This window comes from Enterobacter sp. WPR_3_1 (assembly GCF_003635055.1).
GTDB classification, from domain to species: domain Bacteria; phylum Pseudomonadota; class Gammaproteobacteria; order Enterobacterales; family Enterobacteriaceae; genus Enterobacter; species Enterobacter ludwigii.
The window spans coordinates 281,897-306,859 of sequence record NZ_RBXU01000009.1; the positions used below are offsets into that span (position 1 = coordinate 281,897).

Consider the following 24,963-nt stretch of genomic DNA (forward strand, 5'->3'; position numbering starts at 1 on the left):
TGGCGATTATATAATCACTTAGCACTTTGGCTTACTGCCTGGCGCCGGAAGATAACGCTGCGGATCGATGGCTGTGGCGCGATAGCGGATCTGGAAGTGTAACTTCACCGAGTCCGTGCCGGTACTGCCCATGGTGGCAATCTTCTGCCCAGCCTTCACATTCTGCCCGTTGTTCACCAGCATCGTATCGTTGTGGGCATAGGCTGTGATGTAATCTTCCCCATGCTTAATCATGATCAGGTTACCGTAACCGCGCAGCTGGTTGCCGACGTAGACCACCTTCCCTGCCCCTGATGCATAGACTGGCGTGCCGCGCGCAGCAGCGATATCAATGCCTTTATTGCCTCCCTCAGACAAGGAGTAAGGCAACACGACCTTGCCGCTGGCAGGCCAGACCCAGCAACGCTGGCCGACCGGAGGCCATGAGGACTGCGGCACCGCGTAAGACGGCGTCACTTTGGCTGTTTTGCCTTTAGAGGATTTCTTCGTTGAAGACGCGCCACCGTTAACCTTCAGTTTCTGCCCCACCTCGATAGTGTAGGGTGGAGAGATGTTATTCAGACGCGCCAGATCCTTCACGCTGGTCCCCGTTGCGCGCGAAATCCGATACAGCGTATCCCCGCGCTTAACGGTATAGACCGCACCGGAATAGCTGCCCATATCCGACGACTTGCTTCCTGAACAGCCTGCCAGTAATAGCGTCAGCGTCAGACAAAAAACGGCGGTAATGGGATTTCTCGTCAGGCTTCCTGCAAACAAAACAGATCCTCGGTCAGCGTGAATGGCGCACTATGATACCAGCCCAGACTGATATGGGTCAGCCCTTTTCCGCTCTTGAGAGCAAACGGCGCATGGAGGAATGCGGTATAATGCAGCTGCTGATGGTGCTGAGCCATCCGCATCGTTGGCACTGGAGCATCAATGAGTATTCAAGAACACGTTATTTTGGTAAATGACCAGGGAATGGTGATTGGCACTCAGGAAAAGTACGCCGCCCACACCGCCCACACCCCGCTGCACCTGGCTTTCTCATCGTGGCTTTTTAACGCCAGAGGTGAGTGTCTGGTTACCCGACGCGCCTTAAGCAAAAAAGCCTGGCCAGGTGTCTGGACCAACTCCGTTTGCGGACATCCTCAGTCTGGTGAAAAGACGGAACAGGCTATCATCCGCCGTTGCCGCTTTGAGGTTGGCGCAGAGATCGCCAATATCACCCCCATAGCCGCTGAATTCCGTTACCGTGAAGCCGATCCTTCGGGGATCGTGGAGAACGAGATTTGCCCGGTATTCGCAGCACGCGTCACCAGCGAACTGCATATTAATCACGATGAAGTGATGGAGTATGAATGGGTCGAGCTGGAAGCGTTGTTCCGCGCACTGGACGCTGCCCCCTGGAGCTTTAGCCCGTGGATGGTGCAGGAAGCGACGGTCGCCCGCGACGCGCTCAGGGCCTTCGCGGCGCAATAAAAAAGCCCCTTTCGGGGCTTTTTTACTGTCTTAACGGCTTACTTCACCGGGCGCATCGCCGGGAACAGGATCACATCACGGATGGTGTGGCTGTTAGTGAACAGCATAACCATACGGTCGATACCAATCCCCAGACCTGCGGTTGGTGGCAGACCGTGCTCCAGCGCAGTCACATAGTCTTCGTCGAAGAACATCGCTTCGTCATCGCCCGCCGCTTTCGCGTTAACCTGATCCTGGAAGCGCTGAGCCTGATCTTCTGCATCGTTCAGCTCGCTAAAGCCGTTGCCGATTTCGCGGCCACCGATGAAGAACTCAAAGCGGTCAGTGATTTCCGGGTTCACATCATTACGACGTGCCAGCGGAGAAACTTCTGCCGGGTATTCGGTGATGAAGGTCGGCTGAATCAGGTGCGCTTCGGCCACTTCTTCGAAGATCTCGGTCACGATACGGCCCAGACCCCAGCTCTTCTCAACGTTGATACCGATGCTTTCCGCGATCGCTTTCGCAGAGTCGAAGTTATCCAGATCGGCCATGTTGGTTTCTGGACGGTATTTCATGATCGCTTCGCGCATGGTCAGTTTTTCAAACGGCTTGCCGAAGTCGAAGACTTCTTCACCGTAAGGCACTTTAGTGGTGCCCAGAATGTCCTGCGCCAGGGTACGGAACAGTGATTCGGTCAGCTCGATCAGATCTTTATAATCCGCATACGCCATATAGAGTTCCATCATGGTGAACTCTGGGTTATGACGCACGGAGATGCCTTCGTTACGGAAGTTACGGTTGATTTCGAACACGCGGTCAAAACCACCGACGACCAGACGCTTCAGGTACAGTTCCGGCGCGATACGCAGGTACATGTCCAGATCGAGGGCGTTGTGATGGGTGATGAACGGACGTGCAGACGCACCGCCTGGGATCACCTGCATCATTGGGGTTTCCACTTCCATAAAGTCGCGGTTAACCATGAATTGGCGGATACCGGCCATGATCTGAGAGCGAATCTTGAAGGTCTTACGGGATTCATCGTTGGAGATGAGATCCAGGTAACGCTGACGGTAGCGCGCTTCCTGATCCTGCAGGCCATGGAATTTGTCCGGCAGCGGGCGCAGGGCTTTGGTCAGCAGACGCAGTTCGGTGCAGTGGATAGACAGCTCACCGGTCTTGGTTTTGAACAGCTTACCTTTCGCCCCCAGGATATCGCCCAGGTCCCACTTCTTGAACTGCTCGTTGTAGATGCCTTCCGGCAGGTCGTCACGGGAGACGTACAGCTGAATGCGGCCGCCAACGTCCTGTAGCGTCACGAAGGAGGCTTTACCCATGATACGACGGGTCATCATGCGGCCAGCAACGGCCACTTCGATGTTCAGCGCTTCCAGCTCTTCGTTCTCTTTACCGTCGAAGTCAGCGTGCAGTTGGTCTGAGGTATGGTCACGACGAAAATCGTTCGGGAAAGGCACGCCCTGCTCGCGCAGTGCTGCCAGCTTCTCGCGGCGGGTTTTCAGTTCGTTATTAAGATCGACTACCGCGTCAGCGCCCTGTGCTTGTTGTTCAGACATGTTGGTTCCTCATAACCCTGCTTTCAAACTTGCTTCGATAAATTGGTCCAGGCTGCCGTCCAGCACCGCCTGCGTGTTACGGGTTTCAACCCCGGTACGCAGGTCTTTGATGCGGGAGTCATCAAGGACGTAAGAACGGATCTGGCTGCCCCAACCGATGTCAGATTTGTTATCTTCCATCGCCTGTTTCTCAGCATTTTTCTTCTGCATCTCCAGCTCATAAAGCTTCGCTTTCATCTGCTTCATGGCCTGGTCTTTGTTCTTATGCTGGGAGCGGTCGTTCTGGCATTGCGTCACCAGCCCGGTTGGAATGTGGGTGATACGCACCGCAGATTCCGTACGGTTAACGTGCTGACCACCCGCGCCGGATGCGCGGTAAACGTCGATACGCAGATCCGCCGGGTTGATGTCGATATCGATATCTTCGTCAACTTCCGGATAGACAAACGCGGAGCTGAAGGAGGTGTGACGACGGCCGCCGGAGTCGAACGGGCTCTTACGCACCAGGCGGTGAACCCCCGTCTCGGTACGCAGCCAGCCGTAGGCGTAATCGCCAATAATCTTGATGGTGACAGATTTAATACCGGCCACTTCACCTTCAGACTCTTCGATGATTTCGGTTTTGAAGCCGCGGGCTTCCGCCCAGCGCAGATACATGCGCATCAGCATGCTGGCCCAGTCCTGGGCTTCGGTACCGCCAGAACCTGCCTGAATATCGAGATAGCAGTCAGCGTTATCGTATTCACCGGAGAACATGCGACGGAATTCAAGCTGTGCCAGCTTCTCTTCGAGCACGTCGAGTTCAGCCACGGCTTCGTTAAAGGTTTCTTCGTCGTCAGCTTCGACGGCCAGCTCCAGTAAACCGGAAACATCTTCCAGCCCCTGAGCCATTTGATCCAGCGTATCTACGATAGCTTCGAGAGAGGAACGCTCTTTACCCAGCGCCTGCGCGCGTTCAGGTTCGTTCCAGACGTCCGGCTGTTCCAGCTCGGCGTTTACTTCTTCAAGACGCTCTTTCTTGGCATCGTAGTCAAAGATACCCCCTAAGAACGTCAGAGCGCTCCGTGAGGTCCTGAATACGGTTTTTTACCGGATTAATTTCAAACATGGTCTGTTTTCTTTTATGGACTTGTCAAAATGCGGTGATAAGAGCGGGATTGTACCGAATCCACGCCCTTTTTTATAGAGATTACTGCCGCTAAATTGGCCAGATATTGTCGATGATGATCTGAAGGGTGCGGTTACCGCGGAACTCGTTTATATCCAGTTTGTATGCCAGCTCAACTTCGCGCACGCCGTTGTCCGGCCAGACAGCGGTATCGACGTTAAAGGCAATACCGTCCAGCAGCGGGCCACCGCCTACAGGCTCGACCATCACTTTCAGATGGCGCTCACCAACAATGCGCTGTTGCAGCAGACGGAAGCGGCCATCGAACAAGGGTTCCGGGAACATCTGCCCCCACGGCCCTGCATCCCGGAGCATCTGTGCCACTTCCATCGTCATCTCAACCGGCGTGAGTTCGCCGTCGGAAACCACTTCGCCCTGCAGCAGGGCCGGGTCAATCCAGTCGGTGACCAGCTCGCCGAACAGACGCTGGAACTCGTCGAACTTCGCCTCTTCCAGCGACAAACCTGCCGCCATGGCATGACCGCCGAACTTGAGCATCAGACCCGGGTAGAGGGTATCCAGACGCTCCAGCGCATCGCGCATGTGCAGCCCCTGAATCGAACGCCCGGAGCCTTTGAGGGTGCCATCACCAGCCGGTGCAAACGCAATGACCGGGCGGTGGAAACGCTCTTTAATACGCGAAGCCAGAATGCCCACCACGCCCTGATGCCACTCAGGGTGATACATCGCCAGGCCGCCCGGCAACGTATCGCCGCTGCGTTCCAGTTTTTCGCACAGGGTCAGCGCTTCAACCTGCATTCCCTGTTCAATCTCTTTACGGGTCTGGTTCAGGGCGTCCAGCTCATTAGCCAGCACGCGCGCTTCACCAATGTTGTCGCACAGCAGCAACGCAACGCCAACGGACATATCGTCCAGTCTGCCGGCCGCGTTCAGGCGAGGCCCCAGAGCGAAGCCCAGATCGCTTGCCGCCAGCTTGAGCGGATCGCGGTTAGCAATCTCAAGCAGCGCTTTGATACCGGGACGGCATTTGCCCGCCCGAATGCGGCTTAAGCCCTGCCAGGTCAGAATACGGTTATTGGTATCGAGCGGCACCACGTCTGCGACGGTCCCCAGTGCGACCAGGTCGAGATACTCGGCCAGGTTCGGCACGGCAATACCGCGGGCGTCGAACCAGCCCTTATCACGCAGCAGCGTGCGTAACGCCAGCATCAGATAAAATGCCACGCCGACGCCTGCGAGTGATTTCGACGGGAAATCGCAGTCGCGCAGATTCGGGTTGATGATCGCTTCCGCGGCAGGCAGCGTTTCACCCGGCAGGTGGTGATCGGTAACCAGCACCGGGATCCCCAGCTGATGCGCATGATCGACGCCCGCATGGGAAGAGATCCCGTTGTCTACGGTCAGGATAAGCTGTGCGCCGCGGGCATGGGCCTGATCGACCACTTCCGGGCTGAGGCCGTAACCATCTTCAAACCGGTTCGGCACCAGATATGTCACGTTGTCGCAGCCCAGCGCGCGCAGGCTCAGCACGCTCAGCGCGGTACTGGTTGCGCCATCAGCATCAAAATCCCCCACCACCACAATGCGCGTACCTTCACACAGCGCGTTGTAGAGAATTTCTGTGGCTTTTTCGATGCCGTTTAACTGCTGCCATGGCAACATCCCTTTAACGCTGCGCTCAAGGTCGGCGGCGGTACGCACGCCACGGCTGGCGTAAAGCCGCTTTAGCAGCGGCGGGAGGTCGTCAGGCAAATCAGCATGTTCAACCGCCTCGCGGCGGCGCAGTTTTATTGGGGCTTTCACGCGAATTATTTACCACCAAACTGTTTCTGGTGCGCGTCGAGGAACTCTTTCATCTCTTTAGGTCCCTGATAACCCGGAACAACATAGCCGTTGCTCAGGACAATCGCTGGCGTACCGTTCACGCCAAACTGCACACCCAGCGCGTAGTGGTTAGCGATATCAATGTCGCAGGATGCAGGCTGTACGCCTTTGCCATTCATCGCGTCATCAAAGGCTTTGTTGCGGTCTTTCGCACACCAGATAGCTTTCATATCCTGCTCTGGCTTGCTCTCAACGCCCGCGCGCGGGAAGGCCAGATAACGCACGGTGATCCCCAGCGAGTTGTAATCTTTCATCTCTTCATGCAGCTTATGGCAGTAGCCGCAGGTGATGTCGGTGAAGACGGTAATGACGTGTTTTTCCTGCGCCGCTTTATAAACGATCATCTCTTTTTCGAGCGCGTTCAGGTTTTTCATCAGCAGCTGGTTGGTTACGTTGACCGGCTGCGCACCGCTTACGTCGTACATTGGCCCCTGAATAATGTGTTTTCCGTCTTCGGTCACGTACAGCACGCCGCTGTTCGTCAGAACCGTTTTCATGCCGGCAACCGGTGCAGACTGGATATCACTGCTGGTGACGCCTAGCTTCGCCAGAGACTGTTTGATAGCGGCGTCATCCGCATGGGCAAAACCGGTAAATGAGGCTGCCAGCAGGGTGAACAGTGCGAAAGACTTTTTCATATAAGATCCTAATTCGTCGGCACTCACGCTCGTGGGTGGTGCTGTTGGTGTAGCTGCCGCAGCCGTTCCGTCGCGACATGGGTATAAATTTGGGTCGTGGAAAGATCGCTATGTCCCAGCAGCATCTGCACCACGCGCAGGTCGGCGCCGTGGTTCAGCAGATGCGTCGCAAAGGCATGACGCAAAACGTGTGGCGAAAGCTTTTCACTGTCGATACCCGCCAGTGTGGCGTAATGTTTGATGCGATGCCAGAACGTTTGCCGCGTCATCTGTTGTGCGCGCTGGCTGGGGAACAAGACGTCGATTGAAGCGCCATTAAGCAACCATGGACGACCGTGCTCCAGATAGGTTTCCAGCCAGTACACCGCCTCTTCACCCAGCGGCACCAGCCTTTCCTTGTTTCCTTTACCGATTACGCGAACTACGCCCTGACGAAGGCTAATGTCGCTCATCGTCAGGCCGACCAGTTCAGAAACACGCAAACCGGTAGCATACAATAGCTCAAGCATGGCTTTATCGCGTAACTCCAGCGGCAGGTCAACTGCGGGTGACTGTAATAATCTCTCAACTTGTGCTTCGCTGAGATCTTTCGGCAGCCGCTGCGGGAGTTTCGGGGAGGCCAGGAGCGCGCTGGGATCGTCTTCGCGAATTTTTTCACGGTTGAGATGCTGGAACAGCCGACGCATTGCGCTGAGCAAACGCGCGGAACTGGTGGCCTTGTAGCCCCCTTCCATCCGCTCGCCCAGCAGCGCCTGCAGGTCGTCGCTTTGTGCGTTCGCCAGCGACAGCCCGCGGTGCGCCAGCCACTCCACCAGCATGGTGAGATCGCGCCGGTAGGCACTGATCGTATTCTCGGCCAGGTTCTTCTCCAGCCACAGTGCATCGAGAAACTGTTCGATGAGTGCGAGATCCTTTTCCACATCAGCCCCTTTGATTCTGCAGTCAGGCCATTATGCCTGATTGCTACCGGTTTCTGGTACACTACGCGCAAAGTCAAAGCAAGAATTGAGATAGTCACGCGATGAATATTGGTCTGTTCTATGGTTCCAGCACCTGCTACACCGAAATGGCGGCAGAGAAAATTCGGGACATCATTGGCCCGGAACTGGTGACGTTGCATAACCTGAAAGATGACGCGCTTACGCTGATGGAGCAGTACGACGTGCTGATCCTCGGCATCCCGACCTGGGATTTCGGCGAAATACAGGAAGACTGGGAAGCCATCTGGGACCAGCTTGATACGCTTAACCTCGACGGCAAAATCATTGCCATGTACGGCATGGGAGATCAGCTGGGTTACGGTGAGTGGTTCCTGGACGCACTCGGCATGCTGCACGACAAACTGGCACCGAAGGGCGTCACGTTTATCGGTTACTGGCCAACCGAAGGGTACGAGTTCACCAGTAAGAAACCGATTATTGCCGATGGGCAGCTGTTTGTCGGGCTGGCACTGGATGAAACCAACCAGTACGATCTCAGCGATGAGCGCCTGCAAAGCTGGTGTGAGCAGATTCTGGGCGAAATGGCAGAACAGTTTAGCTAACGCGAATTACTCCTGCGTCAGCTGCTGTAATAACATCCGACGCAGGTCCCGCCACTCAGCGCTATCCATACTGTCCGCGGCCAGCCACAGATGCTGGCGACGCCCGCTGTCCACGCTACGTAGCCGCAGCATCATGCCGGAAGCGATCATCCAGGGCATACCGAGAATTTCCCACTCTTTTCCCTGCCAGCGCAGGCGGGAATCCATCAGTAATTTGATCTCCCCCTGACGGGCATGAATGCGGCGCTGGCTGCGCACGCTGTCAAACACCACAAACGACAGCAACAGCAGCCACAGAGGCGTATAGCTAAGCGGCCACGGCATCAGTAACACAAAGGCCGCGACCAGGCCGTGGAGCAACAACGACATCCACTGCGAGCGCCACGAGACGCGAAGGTCAGATTGCCACAGGACCACGTTCCTGATTCCGTGTTTGAATTAATTGCACCATCCGTTGCAACTCGGTGTCGGCGGGTTTGCCGTGATTCATCAGCCAGTTAAATAAATCAGGATCGTCAGACTCAAGCAGGCGAACAAACAGACGCTTATCATCATCGCTTAAGCTGTCATACTCATATTCGAAGAAAGGCATGATGGAAATATCAAGTTCACGCATGCCGCGACGGCACGCCCAGTGAATACGGGCCTTGTTGTTAATATCCATGTTCTGTTTCCTGCATTACGTTTGGCACAGTCGGCACCCCGTCCAGTGTTCTTGATTTCTCTGCGGGGACACCAGCTAGTGTAACGTGTTTTTGACCGTTTCTTTACTGGAATATTGCGAACCACGAGCGCGCTTCCACAATAAACCCTATAAAGACAGCGGATTACACTATTTTGCGTGGCACTACGCATAACCGGGTTATGGCACAAATGGCCTGTTGAAAGCGCTTGCAATGCCAGCAGGCTCTTTTACCATTAGGCATTATCAAAGCGTTAAGCAATTCAGGATATCGTTATGGCCTTTACACCATTTTCTCCTCGCCAGCCCGCCGCCTCTGCGCGTCTGCCGCTGACGCTTATTACTCTTGATGACTGGGCGCTGGCGACACTCACCGGTGCAGACAGCGAAAAATACCTGCAGGGCCAGGTAACCGCCGACGTCAGCCAGATGGACGAACATCAGCATCTGCTGGTCGCACACTGCGATCCAAAAGGGAAGATGTGGAGCAACCTGCGCCTGTTCCGTCGTCAGGAGGGTTTTGCCTTTATTGAGCGCCGCAGCCTGCGGGACGCGCAGCTCACCGAGCTGAAAAAATACGCGGTCTTCTCAAAAGTCACTATCGCCGCGGATGATGAACACGTTCTGCTGGGCGTGGCAGGCTTCCAGGCCCGTGCGGCGCTGAAAAATCTGTTCAGTGAACTCCCGGATGCCCAGAAACAGGTCGTCAGCGAAGGCGCAACGTCTATCCTGTGGTTTGAACACCCGGCGGAACGCTTTCTGTTAGTCACGGATACCGCGACCGCCGAACGCGTCACCGAGGCGCTGCGTGGTGAAGCCCAGTTTAATAACAGCCAACAGTGGCTGGCGCTGAACATTGAAGCCGGTCTGCCGGTGATTGACGCCGCAAACAGCGGGCAGTTCATTCCTCAGGCCACCAACCTGCAAGCGCTGGGTGGCATTAGCTTTAAGAAAGGGTGCTATACCGGCCAGGAAATGGTGGCACGCGCCAAATTCCGCGGAGCTAACAAACGCGCACTGTGGACCCTGGCGGGCCACGCCAGCCGCGTGCCTGACGCTGGTGAAGATTTAGAGCTGAAGATGGGCGAGAACTGGCGCCGTACCGGCACGGTGTTAGCCGCAGTTCAACTGGATGATGGCCGCCTTCTGGTTCAGGCCGTCATGAACAACGATATGGAAGCCGACAGCGTGTTCCGCGTGCGTGACGATGCCAATACGCTGAGCATTGAGCCACTGCCGTATTCGCTGGAAGAGTAAGGCGTCATTGCCCGGCGACGAGATAAAAAAACGGTAACCTGACGGTTACCGTTTTTTTTTGCTTACTCTCACAAAGAGAGGGCTGAGGCAAGAAGATCAACGTTCTGAAATTAAACCTGCCCCACATAGAGATAAATCGCTAAAAAGTGGCACACGCTACCGCCCAGCACAAACCCATGCCAGATAGCATGATTGTACGGGATACGCTTGCAGACATAGAAAATGACGCCCAGCGAGTAGACGATGCCCCCAACGGCCAGAAGCGTCACGCCCCCTACCGCCAGCTTGATCGCCAGTTGATAAACCACAATCAGCGAAAGCCAGCCCATCGTGAGATAGGTCACCAGCGACAGCACCTTAAACCGGTGCGCAATGGTCAGCTTAAACAGGATCCCCAGCAGCGCCAGGCTCCAGATAACAATCATCAGGCCACGCGACAGCGGCGAGTTAAGACCCACCAGCAGGAAAGGCGTGTAGGTACCTGCAATAAGAAGATAGATAGCGCAGTGGTCGAATTTCTTGAGCCAGATCTTGGCCCGTTGATGCGGGATAGCGTGGTACAGCGTCGACGCCAGGAACAGCAGGATCATACTCCCGCCATACAGACTGTAGCTGGTAATGGCCATTGCGCTGGCATTCGTATCCACCGCCTGCACCAGCAATAACACTAAACCGACAATCCCAAAAACCAGGCCAATACCGTGGCTAATACTGTTGGCTATTTCCTCAGCCAGCGAATATCCCTGTGCAATTAATGGTCTGCTCACCATACAAAACTCCGGGAAAACTAACGATGAATATTCATCACCTGTCTATGCTAACTGAGAATGATTCCAGTGAACACCTGTTAGCTAAAATAATTTCACAAACATAATTTTTATCTATAAATCATGAACATAAACAAATTATTCACCTAACATTTGTTCACATTAAAATTTAATCATTAAGAATCAAGGGCATAAAATTGGATCCTGCCGACTTGCTGCATGTTATGATGGATAAATGATGTCTGAATGAGAGTTTCGCCATTGTGAGTATGTTCACCCACGCCGCCATTGCCAGTCTCAATAATCTGGAAATGATGGTCTACAACTATGTCATTAAAAATCGTGACAAAGTCATGTACATGACCATCCGCGAGCTGGCGGATGCGGCTGGCGTCTCAACGACCACTATCCTGCGCTTTTGCCGCAAACTCAACTGCGAAGGCTACTCTGAATTCCGCGTGCGCTTTAAGCTCTATTTAGAGCAGAACGAACCTCAGCAGGCAAATTTTGGTGCCAGCGAGATTATCAGCTTCTTTAAAGGCGTTAATAACGAAGAGTTCGATGCTTTATTAGATGAGGCGGTCGATATTATTTTATCTTCCGAACGTATTATATTTGTCGGCGCGGGCACGTCTGGCTCGCTGGCAAAATATGGCGCACGCTTCTTTTCGAATATCGGTAAATTCAGCAACCACATCGACGATCCTTATTTCCCGGTCACCAATGATATGGCTAAAAACGCGCTGGCGATTGTGCTGTCGGTATCCGGTGAAACCGAAGAGATCCTGCGCTTTGCCAGCCAGTTTAGCCTGCATCGCTGCAAAGTGCTCTCCATTACCAGCCACGAGCACTCGCGCCTGGCAAAGCTCGCGGACTTTAACCTCTCCTGGCATGTCCCTCAGACGCGGATAGGCGGCGTGTACGATATCACCACACAAATACCCGTCATCTATATTCTCGAATCGCTTGGCCGGAAACTGGCGAAGAAATTGACAGAATAAAACACCCTGTTTTTTCGATGTGACAAATTACATTTTCAGCGAATTGTTATATCGTGACATTTAATTCCGCTTTGCTAGACTCGAACGCAATATGTCATTTACTGAGAATAGCAGCGATGAAAAAACTTACCCTACCAAAAGACTTTTTATGGGGCGGCGCAGTGGCCGCTCACCAGGTTGAAGGCGGCTGGAACAAAGGCGGTAAAGGGCCGAGCATCTGCGATGTCTTAACGGGCGGTGCGCACGGCGTGCCGCGCGAAATCACGCAGGAAGTCGTGCCGGGGAAATACTATCCGAACCACGAAGCTATCGACTTCCATGGCCATTACAAAGAAGACATCAAACTGTTTGCTGAGATGGGCTTCAAATGTTTCCGCACCTCTATCGCCTGGACGCGTATCTTCCCGAAAGGGGATGAAACACAGCCGAATGAAGAAGGCCTGAAGTTCTACGACGACATGTTCGATGAGCTGCTGAAATACAATATTGAACCGGTCATCACCCTCTCCCACTTCGAAATGCCGCTCCACCTGGTGCAGGAGTACGGCGGCTGGACCAACCGTAAAGTGGTGGATTTCTTTGTGCGCTTCGCGGAAGTGGTGTTTGAGCGTTACAAAAATAAGGTCAAATACTGGATGACCTTTAACGAGATCAACAACCAGCGTAACTGGCGTGCGCCGCTGTTTGGCTACTGCTGCTCAGGCGTGGTTTATACCGAGCATGACAATCCGGAAGAGACCATGTACCAGGTGCTGCACCACCAGTTCGTAGCCAGCGCGCTGGCGGTGAAAGCGGCGCGTCGCATTAACCCGGAAATGAAAGTCGGCTGTATGCTGGCAATGGTGGCGCTCTACCCGTTCTCCTGTAAACCAGAGGACGTGATGTTTGCACAGGAATCCATGCGTGAACGCTATGTCTTTACCGATGTCCAGCTGCGCGGTTACTACCCATCCTATGTGCTTAATGAATGGGAACGCCGTGGCTTCACCATCCATATGGAAGCGGGTGACGAGCAGATCCTGCGTGAAGGCACCTGTGACTATCTGGGCTTCAGCTATTACATGACCAACGCCGTGAAAGCGGAAGGCGGTACTGGCGATGCTATCTCAGGCTTTGAAGGCAGTGTACCGAACCCGCATGTGAAAGCCTCTGACTGGGGCTGGCAGATTGACCCGGTGGGTCTGCGCTATTCCCTGTGCGAATTGTACGAGCGTTATCAGAAACCGCTGTTTATCGTGGAAAACGGCTTTGGCGCCTACGACAAAGTAGAAGAAGACGGCAGCATCAACGATGACTACCGCATCGACTACCTGCGTGCGCACGTGGAAGAGATGATGAAAGCCGTCACGTATGATGGCGTGGATCTGATGGGTTATACCCCGTGGGGCTGCATCGACTGCGTGTCGTTCACTACCGGCCAGTACAGCAAGCGCTACGGCTTTATTTATGTGAACAAGCACGACGACGGTACCGGCGATATGTCACGCTCGCGGAAAAAGAGCTTTAACTGGTACAAAGACGTGATTGCCAGCAACGGCGAGACGCTTTAACGCTTTTCTCCTCTCCCCGATGGGGAGAGGAGATGTTTATTTCCCACCCGCCAGTTCAATAAAACTTCCCGTCACATACGAGGCTTTCTCGCTCAGCAGCCAGACAATCGCCTGCGCCACCTCTTCCGGCTGACCGCCACGCTGCATAGGCAGCATGGATTTGACCCTATCCACCCGGCCCGGCTCACCGCCAGATGCATGAATCTCGGTGTAAATCAGCCCGGGACGCACGCAGTTTACACGGATCCCTTGCGCTGCCACTTCAAGCGATAATCCCGTCGTTAACGAATCGACAGCACCTTTGGACGCGGCGTAATCCACATATTCACCCGGAGCACCGAGGCGCGATGCCGCGGATGACACGTTCACGATCGCGCCGCCTTTGCCACCATGTCTGAACGACATGCGTTTTACCGCTTCGCGGCAGCAGAGGAAATAACCGGTCACGTTCGTGGCTAACACGCGGTTGATCCGTTCAGCGGAGAGGTGTTCAATCGTGGATTGTTCAAACAGGATCCCGGCGTTGTTCACCAGTGCGGTAAGCGGTCCGGCTTCACTATCGATACTGTCGAACATCGCCAGCACCTGAGCTTCATCACTGATATCTGCGCGCACGGCAAAAGCGGTACCCCCCGCGTCGGTAATCATCGTGATCACATCCGTCGCGGCTTTAATGTTGTGGTGATAGTTCACCGCCACGGTGTAGCCTTCGCGCGCCAGCAGCAGCGCGGTGGCTTTACCAATACCGCGGCTGGCGCCGGTGACCAGTGCAATTGCCATCTATGTCTCCTTATAAAAAAAGCCGGGTAGCGTTAACGCTACCCGGCCTGTACACATTATAACCGCGGAACGATTACTGGTATTCGCTCATTGGCACACAAGAGCAGAACAGATTACGGTCACCATAGACGTCATCGAGACGTTTCACGGTCGGCCAGTATTTGTTTGCTATGCCAGCCGGGAACACCGCCTGCTCACGGGTATAACCGTGCTCCCACCCGGAGACCAGCTCATTCTGGGTGTGCGGTGCGTTAACCAGCGGGTTATCAGCCAGCGTCCACTCACCGGCTTTCACGCGGTCGATTTCAGTGCGGATAGCCAGCATCGCGTCAATAAAGCGGTCCAGCTCAACTTTGCTTTCAGACTCGGTGGGTTCAACCATCAGCGTACCCGCCACCGGGAACGACATGGTTGGCGCATGGAATCCGTAGTCAATCAGACGCTTAGCAATATCCAGCTCGCTGATACCTGTCTCTTCTTTCAAAGGACGGATATCGAGGATGCACTCGTGCGCCACGCGACCATCACGGCCCGTGTAGAGCACCGGATACGCTTCTTTCAGACGCGTTGCGATGTAGTTAGCATTGAGGATAGCCACCTGGCTTGCCTGCTTCAGCCCTTCCGCGCCCATCATGCGGATATACATCCAGCTGATGGGCAGGATTGAGGCGCTACCGAACGGTGCCGCAGAGACCGCGCCCTGACGGGTCAACATGCCTTCAATCTGCACTACGCTGTGGCCTGGGACAAACGGCGCCAGGTGTGCTTTCACACCGATTGGGCCCATACCCGGACCACCACCGCCGTGCGGAATACAGAAGGTTTTATGCAGGTTCAGGTGCGACACATCCGCGCCGATAAAGCCCGGAGAGGTAATGCCAACCTGTGCGTTCATGTTCGCACCGTCGAGATAAACCTGACCGCCGAACTGATGGACCACTTCACACACTTCACGGATGGTCTCTTCGTACACACCGTGGGTGGACGGATAGGTCACCATGATGCAGGAGAGTTTTTCGCCCGCCTGCTCGGCTTTCGCACGCAGATCGACCAGGTCAATGTTGCCATTCTTGTCGCAGGCCACCACCACCACTTCCATACCCGCCATCTGGGCAGACGCCGGGTTGGTGCCATGCGCAGAACTTGGGATCAGGCAGATATCGCGATGCCCTTCATTGCGGCTTTCGTGATAGTGACGAATTGCCAGCAGGCCCGCGTATTCCCCCTGCGCCCCGGAGTTTGGCTGCATGCAGAGTGCATCGTAACCGGTCAGCTTCACCAGCCAGTCGGAGAGCTGGTTGATCATCAGATGGTAACCTTCCGCCTGCTCTGGTGGGCAGAACGGGTGCAGCTCGGAAAATTCAGGCCAGGTGATTGGGATCATCTCTGCCGCAGCGTTCAGCTTCATGGTGCAGGAGCCCAGCGGGATCATCGCCTGGTTCAGCGCCAGGTCTTTGCGCTCCAGAGAGTGCATATAGCGCATCATCTCGGTTTCGCTGTGGTAGCGATTGAACACCGGGTGAGTCAGGATCGCATCATCACGCAGCATGCTTTCCTGGATAGAGCGGCTGTCGAGCGCGACATCTTTATCGAGCGTATCAATATCCAGGCCGTGCGCATCGCCCAGCAAGACGTTAAACAGGTTTACGATATCTTCGCGGGTAGTGCTTTCATCCAGGGTAATGCCTACCGCGTTATGGATGTCGCTACGCAGGTTGATCTCTGCCGCGTCAGCACGAGCCAGCACCGCGGCTTTGTCAGCCACTTCAACGCACAGCGTGTCAAAGTAATGGGCGTGGCGCAGTTTCAGGCCTTTCTGCTGCAGACCACAGGCCAGAATATCCGCCAGACGGTGAATACGGCTGGCAATGCGTTTCAGGCCAACCGGACCGTGGAAGACAGCGTACAGGCTGGCGATATTGGCCAGCAGGACCTGCGAGGTACAGATGTTGGAGTTCGCTTTCTCACGACGAATATGCTGCTCGCGAGTCTGCATTGCCATGCGCAGCGCGGTATTACCGGCAGCATCTTTTGAAACGCCGATGATACGCCCAGGCATGGAGCGTTTGAATTCATCTTTTGCGGCAAAGAACGCCGCATGTGGGCCACCGTAGCCCATCGGGACACCAAAGCGTTGTGCAGAACCGAAAACAATATCCGCGCCCTGTTTACCTGGAGCCGTCAGCAGGACCAGCGCCATAAAATCAGCCGCGACGCTGACAACCACTTTGCGGGCTTTCAGCTCAGCAATCAGTGCGCTGTAGTCGTGAACGTCGCCGGTGGTGCCGACCTGTTGCAGCAGCACACCAAACACATCCTGATGATCGAGGACTTTGTCGGCGTCGTCGACAATCACGTCAAAACCAAAGGTTTCGGCACGGGTACGAACCACATCAAGCGTTTGCGGATGCACGTCCGCTGCCACGAAGAAGCGGTTGGCATTTTTCAGTTTGCTCACGCGCTTCGCCATTGCCATTGCTTCGGCGGCGGCGGTGGCTTCATCCAGCAGTGAAGCGGACGCGATATCCAGGCCGGTCAAATCCAGCGTAACCTGCTGGAAGTTCAGCAGCGCTTCCAGACGGCCCTGAGAAACTTCTGGCTGATACGGGGTGTAGGCGGTGTACCAGCCCGGATTTTCCAGCATATTACGCAGAATAACCGGGGGTAACTGCACGTTGGTGTAGCCCATGCCAATGTAAGACTTATAGCGCTTGTTCAGGCCGGCAATCGCCTTCAGCTCCGCCAGAGCGGCGAATTCAGTGGTGGCTTCACCCACCTGAGGCGGCGTGGCAAGCTGGATGTCTTTTGGCACAATCTGGCCGATCAGTGCATTTAATGAATCCGCGCCAACTGTCTTCAGCATCTCCTGCTGTTGCTGAGCATCCGGCCCAATGTGACGTTCAATGAAGGCGCCACGGTTTTCAAGCTGGCTTAAAGTCTGTGTCATGAGCGATGGTTCCTGAAACGTGCAGTGAATGTGTTTTCTCCCTCTCCCGGAGGGAGAGGGCTGGGGTGAGGGTGTCGTCTGTTCCCCTCACCCTACCCTCCCCCAAAGAGGAGAGGGTTAAGGCTTACTCGTTTTCTAACAGCGCTTCGTACGCGGTGGCATCCAGCAGCGCGGCGACCTGCGATTCGTCGCTGGCTTTGATCTTGAAGATCCAGCCGCCTTCATAAGGCTCGCTGTTCACCAGCTCCGGAGAGTCGCTCAGGGCGTCGTTCACGGCAACAATTTCACCGCTTACCGGAGCGTAGATATCAGAAGCCGCTTTTACGGACTCGGCCACGGCGCAGTCATCGCCTGCTTCCACGGATGCGCCGACTTCAGGCAGGTCAACAAACACCATGTCGCCCAGCAGCTCCTGCGCATGCTCGGTGATCCCTACGGTGTAAGTGCCGTCCGCCTCTTTGCGCAGCCACTCGTGTTCTTTGCTGTATTTCAGTTCTGCTGGCACATTGCTCATTGAAGTTCTCCTGATAAAAATGATTAGGCGACCGGCTTACCGGCGCGAACAAAAATCGGTTTGGTCACGTTGACCGGCATTTCACGGTTGCGGATTTGCACCACTGCCGTTTCGCCAATGCCCGCCGGAACACGCGCCAGTGCAATACTGTAGCCCAGCGTCGGGGAGAAGGTACCACTGGTGATCACGCCTTCACGCGGGTTGCCGTCAGCATCTGTAAAACGCACCGGCAGCTCGCCGCGCAGCACGCCTTTCTCGGTCATCACCAGGCCAACCAGCTGTTCAGTGCCCTTTTCACGCTGCATTTCCAGCGCTTCACGGCCAATAAACTCACGGTCAGCCGGTTCCCAGGCGATGGTCCAGCCCATGTTGGCCGCCAGCGGTGACACGCCTTCATCCATCTCTTGCCCGTAGAGGTTCATACCGGCTTCCAGACGCAGCGTATCGCGCGCGCCCAGACCTGCCGGCTTAACGCCAGCTTCCACCAGCGCACGCCAGAAATCGGCGGCTTTCTCATTCGGCATGGCAATTTCATAGCCCGCTTCACCGGTGTAGCCGGTGGTCGCGATAAACAGATCGCCCGCCTGTACGCCGAAGAACGGCTTCATGCCGTCGGTGGCTTTACGCTGCTCATCGCTGAACAGAGAGGCGGCTTTAGACTGCGCGTTCGGCCCTTGTACGGCGATCAGCGACAGATCATCGCGGACGGTGATGTCGATGGCGTAAGGTTCAGCGTGTTGAGTAATCCAGGAGAGGTCTTTTTCGCGGGTGGCGGAGTTTACAACGAGGCGGAAGAAATCTTCAGAGAAGTAATAGACGATGAGGTCATCAATTACGCCGCCGGAAGCATTCAGCATGCCGGTGTAGAGCGCTTTGCCTGGCGTCTTCAGTTTGGCGACGTCGTTTGCCAACAGATAACGTAAAAACTCCCGGGTGCGGCTGCCATGCAGGTCGACAATCGTCATGTGTGACACATCGAACATACCGGCATCGGTGCGCACCGCGTGGTGCTCATCAATCTGCGAGCCGTAGTGCAGCGGCATCATCCAGCCATGGAAGTCCACCATGCGTGCGCCGCATAACACGTGTTGTTCGTACAAAGGAGTCTGTTGAGCCATCTTTTCCTCGTTGAATAAGCAGGGCTGTCTTGCGTTTCGCACACCTGAACAGTGCCACGAAACCCGGCGCCGCGATCGCTTTCTGGACCCCGACGCAAACGTTCTCTTTTACCTGAACTTACCACCGAAACCGGCGATTAACCATAAGGTAAAACGGGCCATCACATTAGCTTATGACCTAAAAACACGAAAAAGCTTACAGAGTTATTCACTGGCAAACTGCGATTAAACCCGCATAAAATTAACATTGCTCTAACAGGATTTAGCAGATGGTGATATTTCATGCGGAAAAACGGGCGGAATTTCCGTAGCATAAAAATAGTAAGATTAGATTTTCTAATGCGAAAAATGCGGTGAAATTAGATTATTTCAAACGAGCGAATTTCCCCGGCGCAGAGGCCGGGAAAACAAAGTGTGACGGGGGTCTATATTAGCGCAGCCAGTCCGGCAGGTCGTTAAGACCCATCGCCTGGCGAAGGAGTTGAGGTTTTACGCCCGGAAGGGTATCGGCAAGTTTAAGGCCGAGGTCGCGCAGCAGTTTTTTCGCTGGATTCGCGCCGGCAAACAGCTCACGGAAACCCTGCATGCCTGCCAGCATCACCGCTGCACTGTGCTTACGGCTGCGTTCGTAGCGACGCAGATAGAGATGCTGGCCGATATCTTTGCCTTCGCGATGCAGGCGACGCAACTCTTCTACCAGCTCTGCCGCGTCCATAAAGCCAAGGTTCACGCCCTGCCCGGCCAGCGGATGGATCGTATGCGCCGCGTCACCCACCAGCGCCAAACGGTGCGCCGCAAACTGACGCGCATAGCGTCCGGTTAACGGGAACACCAGCCGCTCGCTCTCAAGGGTGCATAGCCCAAGACGGTTATCAAACGCGACGCACAGCGCCTGGTTAAACGCCTCGGGAGTCGCCTCCTGCATCTGTTGCGCTTTATCAGGAACCAGAGACCAGACAATCGAACACAGGTGCGGATCGCTCAACGGCAGGAATGCCAGAATGCCGTCATTGTGGAAGATTTGGCGCGCCACCCCACCGTGCGGCTCTTCAGTGCGAATCGTTGCCACCAGAGCATGATGGCGATAGTCCCAGAACGTCAGCGGAATATCCGCCTTGTTACGCAGCCAGGAGTTGGCACCGTCAGCGCCCACGACCAGTCGCGCGGTCAGCATGTCACCGCTTTGCAGGGTGATAAAAGCGTCGTTTTCTCCCCAGGCAACCTGCTGGATTTGCGCCGGTGCCAGCAGCGTGATATCGCTGCAGGACTGCGCCTTTTGCCACAGAGCATGGTGGATAACGGCATTTTCGATGATGTGTCCCAGATGGCTGTAGCCCATGCTTTCATCATCAAACGCGATATGACCAAAGCTGTCTTTGTCCCACACTTCCATGCCGTGATAACAGCTGGCACGCTGCGCCACGATCTCTGACCAGACGCCAAGGTGCGTCAGCAACTTTTCACTGGCCGCATTGATTGCCGAGACGCGCAGTTCCGGCGGCGCGTCCTGCGCGACAGGCTGAGGCACGTTTTGCTCCAGTACCGCAACGCGCAGGCCGCTGCCCTGTAAACCACAGGCCAGCGCCAGTCCTACCATTCCGCCGCCAACGATGGCGACATCAACATTTTGCACGGTGATAACTCCTTAACGCGCGACCCAACCAAGAGTCCGCTGCGCCAGCACGTCACGTGCCGGAATGAATAATTCCATCGCCATCAGCCCAAGATTGCGGCCTGCAACCAGGGGTGCCCAGCGATTGGCAAACAGGTGCACCAGACCATCCGTCACACCAATCGTCGCCTCTTTATCTGCCCGGCGTCGCTTCTGGTAATGGCTGAGCACCGACCAGGCACCACAGTCTTTTTGCTCGCTCCACGCCTGCGAAAGCGTTTCTGCCAGGCTCATCACGTCGCGAAGCCCGAGGTTAAACCCCTGCCCGGCGATGGGGTGCAATGTCTGCGCGGCATTGCCGACCAGCGCCATGCGATGGGAGATAGACTGCGAGGCGGTGGTCAGCGACAACGGGTATACGCTCCGCTTTCCCGCGTGGGTAATACGTCCCAGCCGCCAGCCAAAGGCTTTTTGCAGCTCGGTACAAAAACGTTCGTCAGACCAGGTCTGTATCTCAGCCGCGTTGTCCTGCGGATGGCACCACACCAGCGAACTGCGATCGTGGGACATGGGCAGCATCGCCAGCGGGCCATGCTGGGTGAAACGCTCAAAAGCGCGGCCGTTGTGAGCGCCCGCTGTCGAAACGTTAGCAATGACGGCCACCTGCCCGTAGGGCTGTTGTCGCCACTCCACGCCGCACTGCGTGCCGAGCGAAGAGCGCGAACCGTTTGCCGCAACCAGAAGCTGGCCTTCAAGGACGGAGCCGTTTTCCAGCACCACATTGACCGACGCGTCACTGCGGCTAAAGCTGGCCACACGCGCCGGGCAATGCAGGGTCACGCCTGGCGCATCCTTAAGCAGGCGGAACAGGCGTAACCCGACGTCGTGCAGCTCCACGACCCGGCCCAGCGCATCTATACGGTAATCATGCGCATCCAGGGTAACGAAACCGGCATGACCGCGATCGCTGACGTGAACGGTGTTAATCGCCGTCGCACAGTCGGCTATCGCCTGCCAGATGCCAATGCGTGAGAGTTGCTGACAGGTACCCTGCGCCAGTGCAATGGCGCGGGCATCAAAACCGGGGTGATCAGAGGCCTCTGGCGCAACGGCCTCCACCAGATGCACCGGCAGTTTTCCCTGCGTAAAATGCGAGATGGCCAGTGCCAGCGTGGCTCCGGTCATCCCGCCGCCAACGATAATCACGCTCATACGCGTGCCGCTGCCATCAGCGCCTCGATATCGTCAGCATTTTTCACGACGCTGGCGGTCAGGTTTTCGTTGCCGGTTTCGGTAATGACGATATCGTCTTCGATACGAATGCCAATCCCACGGTATGCTTCCGGCACGTCGGCATCCGGCGCGATATACAGCCCCGGCTCAACGGTTAATACCATGCCTGGCTCCAGCACGCGGGAACGATCGGCACCGTACGCTCCCACGTCATGCACATCCAGCCCCAGCCAGTGGCTCAGGCCGTGCATAAAGTACGGACGATGCGCGTTCTCGGTAATCAGGGTATCTACGTCACCTTTCAGGATACCGAGCTTCACCAGACCGGTGATCATGATGCGCACCACTTCGCCGGTCACTTCCTGAATGGACGTGCCTGGACGGTACAGCCTGAGCGCCGTCTCGAGCGATTCGAGGACGATGTCATACACCGCGCGCTGTGCGGGGGTGAATTTACCGTTCACCGGGAACGTACGGGTAATATCGCCCGCATACCCCTGGAATTCGCATCCGGCGTCAATCAACACCAGATCGCCATCGCGCAGCGCACTTTCGTTTTCGGTGTAGTGCAGAATGCAGCCGTTTTCACCGCCACCGACAATGGTGTTGTAAGAAGGATAACGCGCGCCGTGGCGGTTAAATTCGTGATGAATTTCCCCTTCCAGCTGGTACTCAAACATTCCCGGGCGGCACTTCTCCATGGCGCGGGTGTGCGCCAGCGCGCTGATTTCACCCGCGCGGCGCATCACGTCCAGCTCTTCCGGCGATTTGAACAAACGCATCTCATGCACCACCGGACGCCAGTCCGTCAGGGTGGCCGGGGCGGACAGATTCTGCCTCGAACCTTTGCGCAGCTTATCCAGAGCGGTAAAGACTATCTCATCGGCATACGCATACTCGCCCTGCGCGTGGTAAAGCACATCCAGGCCATTCAGCAGTTGATAGAGCTGCTGGTTGATCTCACTGAATGCCAGCGCCCGATCCACCCCCAGCTTCTCTGGCGCAGCCTCTTGCCCTAAGCGGCGGCCAAACCAGATTTCGGCTGTGAGATCGCGAACGCGGTTAAAAATCACGCTGTGGTTGTGGGTGTCATTACTCTTAATCAGCACCAGTACCGCTTCCGGCTCGTTGAAGCCGGTGAAGTACCAGAAATCGCTGCTCTGGCGATAGGGGTATTCGCTGTCGGCGCTGCGCGTCACTTCTGGCGCAGCAAAAATCAGCGCGGCGCTGCCCGGCTGCATATTGGCCAGCAGCGCCTGACGACGGCGCGAATACTCTTGATTTGAGATAACCATGACACCCTCCTGTGCGTTATTTTTCTTAATGTAAGGTTGGCTTGCGGACTTCCGGCGCGGTCGGCTGCGAACGCGTAAAGTGGTCGTGGCACAGCAAAGCAGCAACGCGAACGTATTCGATGATCTCTTCGAGAGACATTTCCAGCTCTTCCTGGTCTTCGTCTTCATCGTAGCCCAACTGCGCAATGTTACGCAGATCGTCGATCGCCTCACCCGCTTCGCCGGTCACTTTATCGAGTTTCGGCTGCGTGACGCCCAGCCCCAACAGGTAGTGGTTGACCCAACCTGCGAGCGCATCGGCACGATCGAAGACGCTGACGTCATCGCCTTCAGGCAGATAAAGCTGAAAAAGGAAGCCATCGTCTTCCAGCGAATCGCTGATCGCGGAGTGCATTTTACGCACGGCTTCCGCCAGCTCGTGACCAAACGCCAGCCCTTCGTTCGTCAGGTCGTGGATCAGCGGCTGCCATGAGCTGTCGCTGTTTCCGCCGCACAGCATGCCACTGATCAGACCGTGCATTTCCGCAGAGGTTAAACCGACTCCCTGCTGGTTCAGTAACTGGTTTAAATCCTTGTAACCAGGCATTTCGTTCTGTATAGACATGCGCATTCGTCATCGTTGGGAGGAATATTCATGATATGCTACCACTTTGGACCCTGGTGATACCAGAAAAGGGCTTGTATCTTCACATCAGGGTAGCTATAGTGTCGCCCCTTCGCAGCCCCCGGGGCAGTAAGCGAAGGCAGCGCAGTCAATCAGCAGGAAGGTGGCATGTCTGCACAACCCGTCGATCTCCAGATTTTTGGCCGTTCACTGCGAGTGAATTGTCCGCCTGAACAAAGGGATGCCTTGAATCAGGCTGCGGACGATTTGAATCAGCGGTTGCAAGATCTCAAAGAACGCACTAGAGTCACAAATACTGAGCAGCTGGTTTTCATCGCCGCGTTGAACATCAGTTATGAACTGACTCAGGAAAAAGCGAAGACCCGCGATTACGCGGCAAGCATGGAGCAGCGCATTAAAATGCTCCAGCAGACCATAGAACAGGCATTGCTTGATCAAGGTCGCAATCCCGAAAGACCGGGACCAAAGTTTGAATAACACTTCTCAGTTGACTATGGTAGAGTAACTGTGAAGACAAAATTTCTCTGAGATGTTCGCAAGCGGGCCAGTCCCCTGAGCCGATATTTCATACCACAAGAATGTGGCGCTCCATGGTTGGTGAGCATGCTCGGTTCGTCCGAGAAGCCTTAAAACTATGACGACACATTCACCTTGAACCAAGGGTTCAAGGGTTACAGCCTGCGGCGGCATCTCGGAGATTCCCTCTCTTTTTCTTCTACCGACTACCATGACCCAACTCCCTGAAGTCTCTTCCTCACGCCAGGACATCCGTCAGCTCATGCGTCAACGCCGTCGTGCGTTAACTCCCGAACAGCAAGCACAGTTTGCCCAGCAAGGCGCAGCCCGTATGATGGCCTATCCCCCTGTTGTGATGGCGCGTACCGTCGCCCTGTTCCTCTCGTTTGATGGCGAGCTGGATACTCAACCGCTGATCGAACAGCTGTGGCGCGCCGGGAAGAGAGTGTACCTGCCGGTGCTGCATCCGTTTAGCCAGGGAAATCTGCTGTTTTTACACTACCATCCGCACAGCGAACTGGTGGTGAATCGTCTGAAAATCACCGAACCAAAACTCGACGTCCGCGACGTCCTCCCCCTCTCAGAACTGGATGTACTGATCACGCCGCTGGTTGCATTTGATGAGCAGGGTCAGCGCTTAGGGATGGGGGGCGGTTTTTATGACAGGACGCTGCAAAACTGGCAGCAGTATCATTTACAGCCTGTGGGGTACGCACATGACTGTCAGGGCGTGGAAGCCTTGCCGGTAGAGAAGTGGGATATCCCGCTGCCTGCGGTAGTGACGCCGGGCAAAACCTGGCGCTGGTAAAATAAAGCCGGGTAGCGACCCGGCTTTATGCTCACAGAAACAGA

25 protein-coding genes and 1 other RNA gene are annotated in these 24,963 nt (G+C 55.5%); 8 read left to right on the forward strand and 18 right to left on the reverse strand.

Features of this window, described 5'->3' with window-relative positions:
- Positions 1-18: 18 nt before the first annotated feature.
- Both actS and BJ887_RS23155 read right to left on the reverse strand, forming a co-directional pair.
- Positions 19-759, reverse strand: a complete 741-nt coding sequence (gene actS, locus BJ887_RS09665; RefSeq protein ID WP_014171504.1) for an amidase activator ActS — start codon at positions 757-759, stop codon at positions 19-21.
- Positions 741-896 (reverse strand): hypothetical protein, encoded by a 156-nt coding sequence (locus BJ887_RS23155; RefSeq protein ID WP_153852832.1) that lies wholly within the window; start codon positions 894-896, stop codon positions 741-743. Before BJ887_RS23155 ends, actS begins: the two co-directional genes overlap by 19 nt.
- Before the next feature lie 25 nt (positions 897-921).
- Between BJ887_RS23155 and idi the strand changes: the two genes are divergently transcribed.
- Positions 922-1,464 carry an isopentenyl-diphosphate Delta-isomerase gene (gene idi, locus BJ887_RS09670; RefSeq protein WP_014171506.1) on the forward strand — a complete coding sequence of 181 codons (543 nt, stop codon included), beginning with the start codon at positions 922-924 and terminating at the stop codon, positions 1,462-1,464.
- Between the two features lie 38 nt (positions 1,465-1,502).
- Here the strand turns inward: idi and lysS are convergent, their stop codons facing one another.
- From lysS to xerD, 5 genes are all read right to left on the reverse strand, one after another.
- Positions 1,503-3,020, reverse strand: coding sequence for a lysine--tRNA ligase (lysS, locus tag BJ887_RS09675; protein WP_025203283.1), 1,518 nt, complete (start codon positions 3,018-3,020; stop codon positions 1,503-1,505).
- A 9-nt stretch (positions 3,021-3,029) separates the two neighbouring features.
- Positions 3,030-4,128, reverse strand: a protein-coding gene (prfB, locus tag BJ887_RS09680) for a peptide chain release factor 2 (protein ID WP_104440355.1) whose coding sequence is annotated in 2 segments (ribosomal slippage) — positions 3,030-4,052 and positions 4,054-4,128 — 1,098 coding nt in all. Because the reading frame shifts where the segments join, the coding sequence is not laid out codon by codon here.
- A 90-nt stretch (positions 4,129-4,218) separates the two neighbouring features.
- On the reverse strand, positions 4,219-5,952 hold the full coding sequence (recJ, locus tag BJ887_RS09685) for a single-stranded-DNA-specific exonuclease RecJ (RefSeq protein WP_044866092.1): 1,734 nt from the start codon (positions 5,950-5,952) through the stop codon (positions 4,219-4,221).
- Positions 5,953-5,957: 5 nt separating this feature from the next.
- Entirely contained in the window at positions 5,958-6,671 is a 714-nt protein-coding gene (gene dsbC / locus BJ887_RS09690) for a bifunctional protein-disulfide isomerase/oxidoreductase DsbC (RefSeq protein ID WP_121339804.1), read from the reverse strand.
- Between the two features lie 23 nt (positions 6,672-6,694).
- Positions 6,695-7,591, reverse strand: a complete 897-nt coding sequence (gene xerD / locus BJ887_RS09695; protein WP_121339805.1) for a site-specific tyrosine recombinase XerD — start codon at positions 7,589-7,591, stop codon at positions 6,695-6,697.
- A 101-nt stretch (positions 7,592-7,692) separates the two neighbouring features.
- Here xerD and fldB point away from each other — a divergent pair, with 101 nt between their 5' ends.
- A complete protein-coding gene (gene fldB, locus BJ887_RS09700) occupies positions 7,693-8,214 on the forward strand; it encodes a flavodoxin FldB (RefSeq protein ID WP_014171513.1) in 522 nt (173 codons plus the stop codon).
- Between the two features lie 6 nt (positions 8,215-8,220).
- On the opposite strand, the gene BJ887_RS09705 is transcribed toward fldB, so the two are convergent.
- Both BJ887_RS09705 and sdhE read right to left on the reverse strand, forming a co-directional pair.
- Positions 8,221-8,631 (reverse strand): protein YgfX, encoded by a 411-nt coding sequence (locus tag BJ887_RS09705; RefSeq protein WP_014171514.1) that lies wholly within the window; start codon positions 8,629-8,631, stop codon positions 8,221-8,223.
- A complete protein-coding gene (sdhE, locus tag BJ887_RS09710) occupies positions 8,612-8,878 on the reverse strand; it encodes an FAD assembly factor SdhE (protein WP_003863437.1) in 267 nt (88 codons plus the stop codon). The genes BJ887_RS09705 and sdhE overlap by 20 nt, the downstream gene beginning before the upstream one ends.
- A gap of 294 nt (positions 8,879-9,172) precedes the next feature.
- On the opposite strand from sdhE, the gene ygfZ reads away from it, so the two are divergent.
- On the forward strand, positions 9,173-10,153 hold the full coding sequence (gene ygfZ, locus BJ887_RS09715; RefSeq protein WP_020883730.1) for a tRNA-modifying protein YgfZ: 981 nt from the start codon (positions 9,173-9,175) through the stop codon (positions 10,151-10,153).
- Between the two features lie 110 nt (positions 10,154-10,263).
- Here the strand turns inward: ygfZ and BJ887_RS09720 are convergent, their stop codons facing one another.
- Positions 10,264-10,923 (reverse strand): hemolysin III family protein, encoded by a 660-nt coding sequence (locus tag BJ887_RS09720; RefSeq protein ID WP_014171517.1) that lies wholly within the window; start codon positions 10,921-10,923, stop codon positions 10,264-10,266.
- Between the two features lie 266 nt (positions 10,924-11,189).
- Here BJ887_RS09720 and BJ887_RS09725 point away from each other — a divergent pair, with 266 nt between their 5' ends.
- Both BJ887_RS09725 and bglA read left to right on the forward strand, forming a co-directional pair.
- On the forward strand, positions 11,190-11,921 hold the full coding sequence (locus tag BJ887_RS09725) for a MurR/RpiR family transcriptional regulator (RefSeq protein ID WP_040018863.1): 732 nt from the start codon (positions 11,190-11,192) through the stop codon (positions 11,919-11,921).
- 116 nt (positions 11,922-12,037) lie between these two features.
- A complete protein-coding gene (gene bglA, locus BJ887_RS09730) occupies positions 12,038-13,471 on the forward strand; it encodes a 6-phospho-beta-glucosidase BglA (RefSeq protein WP_032678925.1) in 1,434 nt (477 codons plus the stop codon).
- A 36-nt stretch (positions 13,472-13,507) separates the two neighbouring features.
- Here the strand turns inward: bglA and BJ887_RS09735 are convergent, their stop codons facing one another.
- From BJ887_RS09735 to BJ887_RS09775, 8 genes are all read right to left on the reverse strand, one after another.
- Complete coding sequence (locus BJ887_RS09735; RefSeq protein WP_121339806.1) at positions 13,508-14,251, reverse strand: SDR family oxidoreductase; 744 nt, start codon at positions 14,249-14,251, stop codon at positions 13,508-13,510.
- A gap of 73 nt (positions 14,252-14,324) precedes the next feature.
- Positions 14,325-17,198 (reverse strand): aminomethyl-transferring glycine dehydrogenase, encoded by a 2,874-nt coding sequence (gcvP, locus tag BJ887_RS09740; RefSeq protein WP_121339807.1) that lies wholly within the window; start codon positions 17,196-17,198, stop codon positions 14,325-14,327.
- A gap of 124 nt (positions 17,199-17,322) precedes the next feature.
- Positions 17,323-17,712, reverse strand: coding sequence for a glycine cleavage system protein GcvH (gene gcvH, locus BJ887_RS09745; protein ID WP_014171522.1), 390 nt, complete (start codon positions 17,710-17,712; stop codon positions 17,323-17,325).
- Positions 17,713-17,735: 23 nt separating this feature from the next.
- Positions 17,736-18,830: a glycine cleavage system aminomethyltransferase GcvT gene (gene gcvT, locus BJ887_RS09750; RefSeq protein WP_020883724.1), complete on the reverse strand. Its 1,095-nt coding sequence runs from the start codon at positions 18,828-18,830 to the stop codon at positions 17,736-17,738.
- A 430-nt stretch (positions 18,831-19,260) separates the two neighbouring features.
- Positions 19,261-20,463 (reverse strand): FAD-dependent 2-octaprenylphenol hydroxylase, encoded by a 1,203-nt coding sequence (ubiI, locus tag BJ887_RS09760; RefSeq protein ID WP_040018861.1) that lies wholly within the window; start codon positions 20,461-20,463, stop codon positions 19,261-19,263.
- A 12-nt stretch (positions 20,464-20,475) separates the two neighbouring features.
- Positions 20,476-21,654 carry a 2-octaprenyl-6-methoxyphenyl hydroxylase gene (gene ubiH, locus BJ887_RS09765; RefSeq protein ID WP_121339808.1) on the reverse strand — a complete coding sequence of 393 codons (1,179 nt, stop codon included), beginning with the start codon at positions 21,652-21,654 and terminating at the stop codon, positions 20,476-20,478.
- Entirely contained in the window at positions 21,651-22,964 is a 1,314-nt protein-coding gene (pepP, locus tag BJ887_RS09770; protein ID WP_025203275.1) for a Xaa-Pro aminopeptidase, read from the reverse strand. Before pepP ends, ubiH begins: the two co-directional genes overlap by 4 nt.
- Before the next feature lie 31 nt (positions 22,965-22,995).
- Positions 22,996-23,574, reverse strand: a complete 579-nt coding sequence (locus tag BJ887_RS09775; protein ID WP_025203274.1) for a YecA family protein — start codon at positions 23,572-23,574, stop codon at positions 22,996-22,998.
- Between the two features lie 168 nt (positions 23,575-23,742).
- Between BJ887_RS09775 and zapA the strand changes: the two genes are divergently transcribed.
- From zapA to BJ887_RS09790, 3 genes are all read left to right on the forward strand, one after another.
- Entirely contained in the window at positions 23,743-24,072 is a 330-nt protein-coding gene (gene zapA, locus BJ887_RS09780) for a cell division protein ZapA (RefSeq protein WP_006811891.1), read from the forward strand.
- A gap of 41 nt (positions 24,073-24,113) precedes the next feature.
- Positions 24,114-24,297, forward strand: a non-coding RNA gene (ssrS, locus tag BJ887_RS09785) — 6S RNA.
- Positions 24,298-24,322: 25 nt separating this feature from the next.
- Positions 24,323-24,919 (forward strand): 5-formyltetrahydrofolate cyclo-ligase, encoded by a 597-nt coding sequence (locus BJ887_RS09790; RefSeq protein ID WP_032670177.1) that lies wholly within the window; start codon positions 24,323-24,325, stop codon positions 24,917-24,919.
- The last annotated feature ends 44 nt before the right edge of the window (positions 24,920-24,963 follow it).

What these genes read in the sequence shown, in the direction of transcription:
- sdhE (WP_003863437.1), bottom strand. Translation starts at nt 8,878, where the DNA reads ATGGATATTAACAACAAGGCCCGTATTCACTGGGCGTGCCGTCGCGGC.
- BJ887_RS09720 (WP_014171517.1), bottom strand. Translation starts at nt 10,923, where the DNA reads ATGGTGAGCAGACCATTAATTGCACAGGGATATTCGCTGGCTGAGGAA.
- gcvT (WP_020883724.1), bottom strand. Translation starts at nt 18,830, where the DNA reads ATGGCTCAACAGACTCCTTTGTACGAACAACACGTGTTATGCGGCGCA.
- dsbC (WP_121339804.1), bottom strand. Translation starts at nt 6,671, where the DNA reads ATGAAAAAGTCTTTCGCACTGTTCACCCTGCTGGCAGCCTCATTTACC.
- idi (WP_014171506.1), top strand. Translation starts at nt 922, where the DNA reads ATGAGTATTCAAGAACACGTTATTTTGGTAAATGACCAGGGAATGGTG.
- BJ887_RS09790 (WP_032670177.1), top strand. Translation starts at nt 24,323, where the DNA reads ATGACCCAACTCCCTGAAGTCTCTTCCTCACGCCAGGACATCCGTCAG.
- BJ887_RS23155 (WP_153852832.1), bottom strand. Translation starts at nt 896, where the DNA reads ATGGCTCAGCACCATCAGCAGCTGCATTATACCGCATTCCTCCATGCG.
- gcvH (WP_014171522.1), bottom strand. Translation starts at nt 17,712, where the DNA reads ATGAGCAATGTGCCAGCAGAACTGAAATACAGCAAAGAACACGAGTGG.
- zapA (WP_006811891.1), top strand. Translation starts at nt 23,743, where the DNA reads ATGTCTGCACAACCCGTCGATCTCCAGATTTTTGGCCGTTCACTGCGA.
- lysS (WP_025203283.1), bottom strand. Translation starts at nt 3,020, where the DNA reads ATGTCTGAACAACAAGCACAGGGCGCTGACGCGGTAGTCGATCTTAAT.
- BJ887_RS09775 (WP_025203274.1), bottom strand. Translation starts at nt 23,574, where the DNA reads ATGTCTATACAGAACGAAATGCCTGGTTACAAGGATTTAAACCAGTTA.
- BJ887_RS09735 (WP_121339806.1), bottom strand. Translation starts at nt 14,251, where the DNA reads ATGGCAATTGCACTGGTCACCGGCGCCAGCCGCGGTATTGGTAAAGCC.
- bglA (WP_032678925.1), top strand. Translation starts at nt 12,038, where the DNA reads ATGAAAAAACTTACCCTACCAAAAGACTTTTTATGGGGCGGCGCAGTG.
- ubiH (WP_121339808.1), bottom strand. Translation starts at nt 21,654, where the DNA reads ATGAGCGTGATTATCGTTGGCGGCGGGATGACCGGAGCCACGCTGGCA.
- ygfZ (WP_020883730.1), top strand. Translation starts at nt 9,173, where the DNA reads ATGGCCTTTACACCATTTTCTCCTCGCCAGCCCGCCGCCTCTGCGCGT.
- gcvP (WP_121339807.1), bottom strand. Translation starts at nt 17,198, where the DNA reads ATGACACAGACTTTAAGCCAGCTTGAAAACCGTGGCGCCTTCATTGAA.
- BJ887_RS09725 (WP_040018863.1), top strand. Translation starts at nt 11,190, where the DNA reads ATGTTCACCCACGCCGCCATTGCCAGTCTCAATAATCTGGAAATGATG.
- fldB (WP_014171513.1), top strand. Translation starts at nt 7,693, where the DNA reads ATGAATATTGGTCTGTTCTATGGTTCCAGCACCTGCTACACCGAAATG.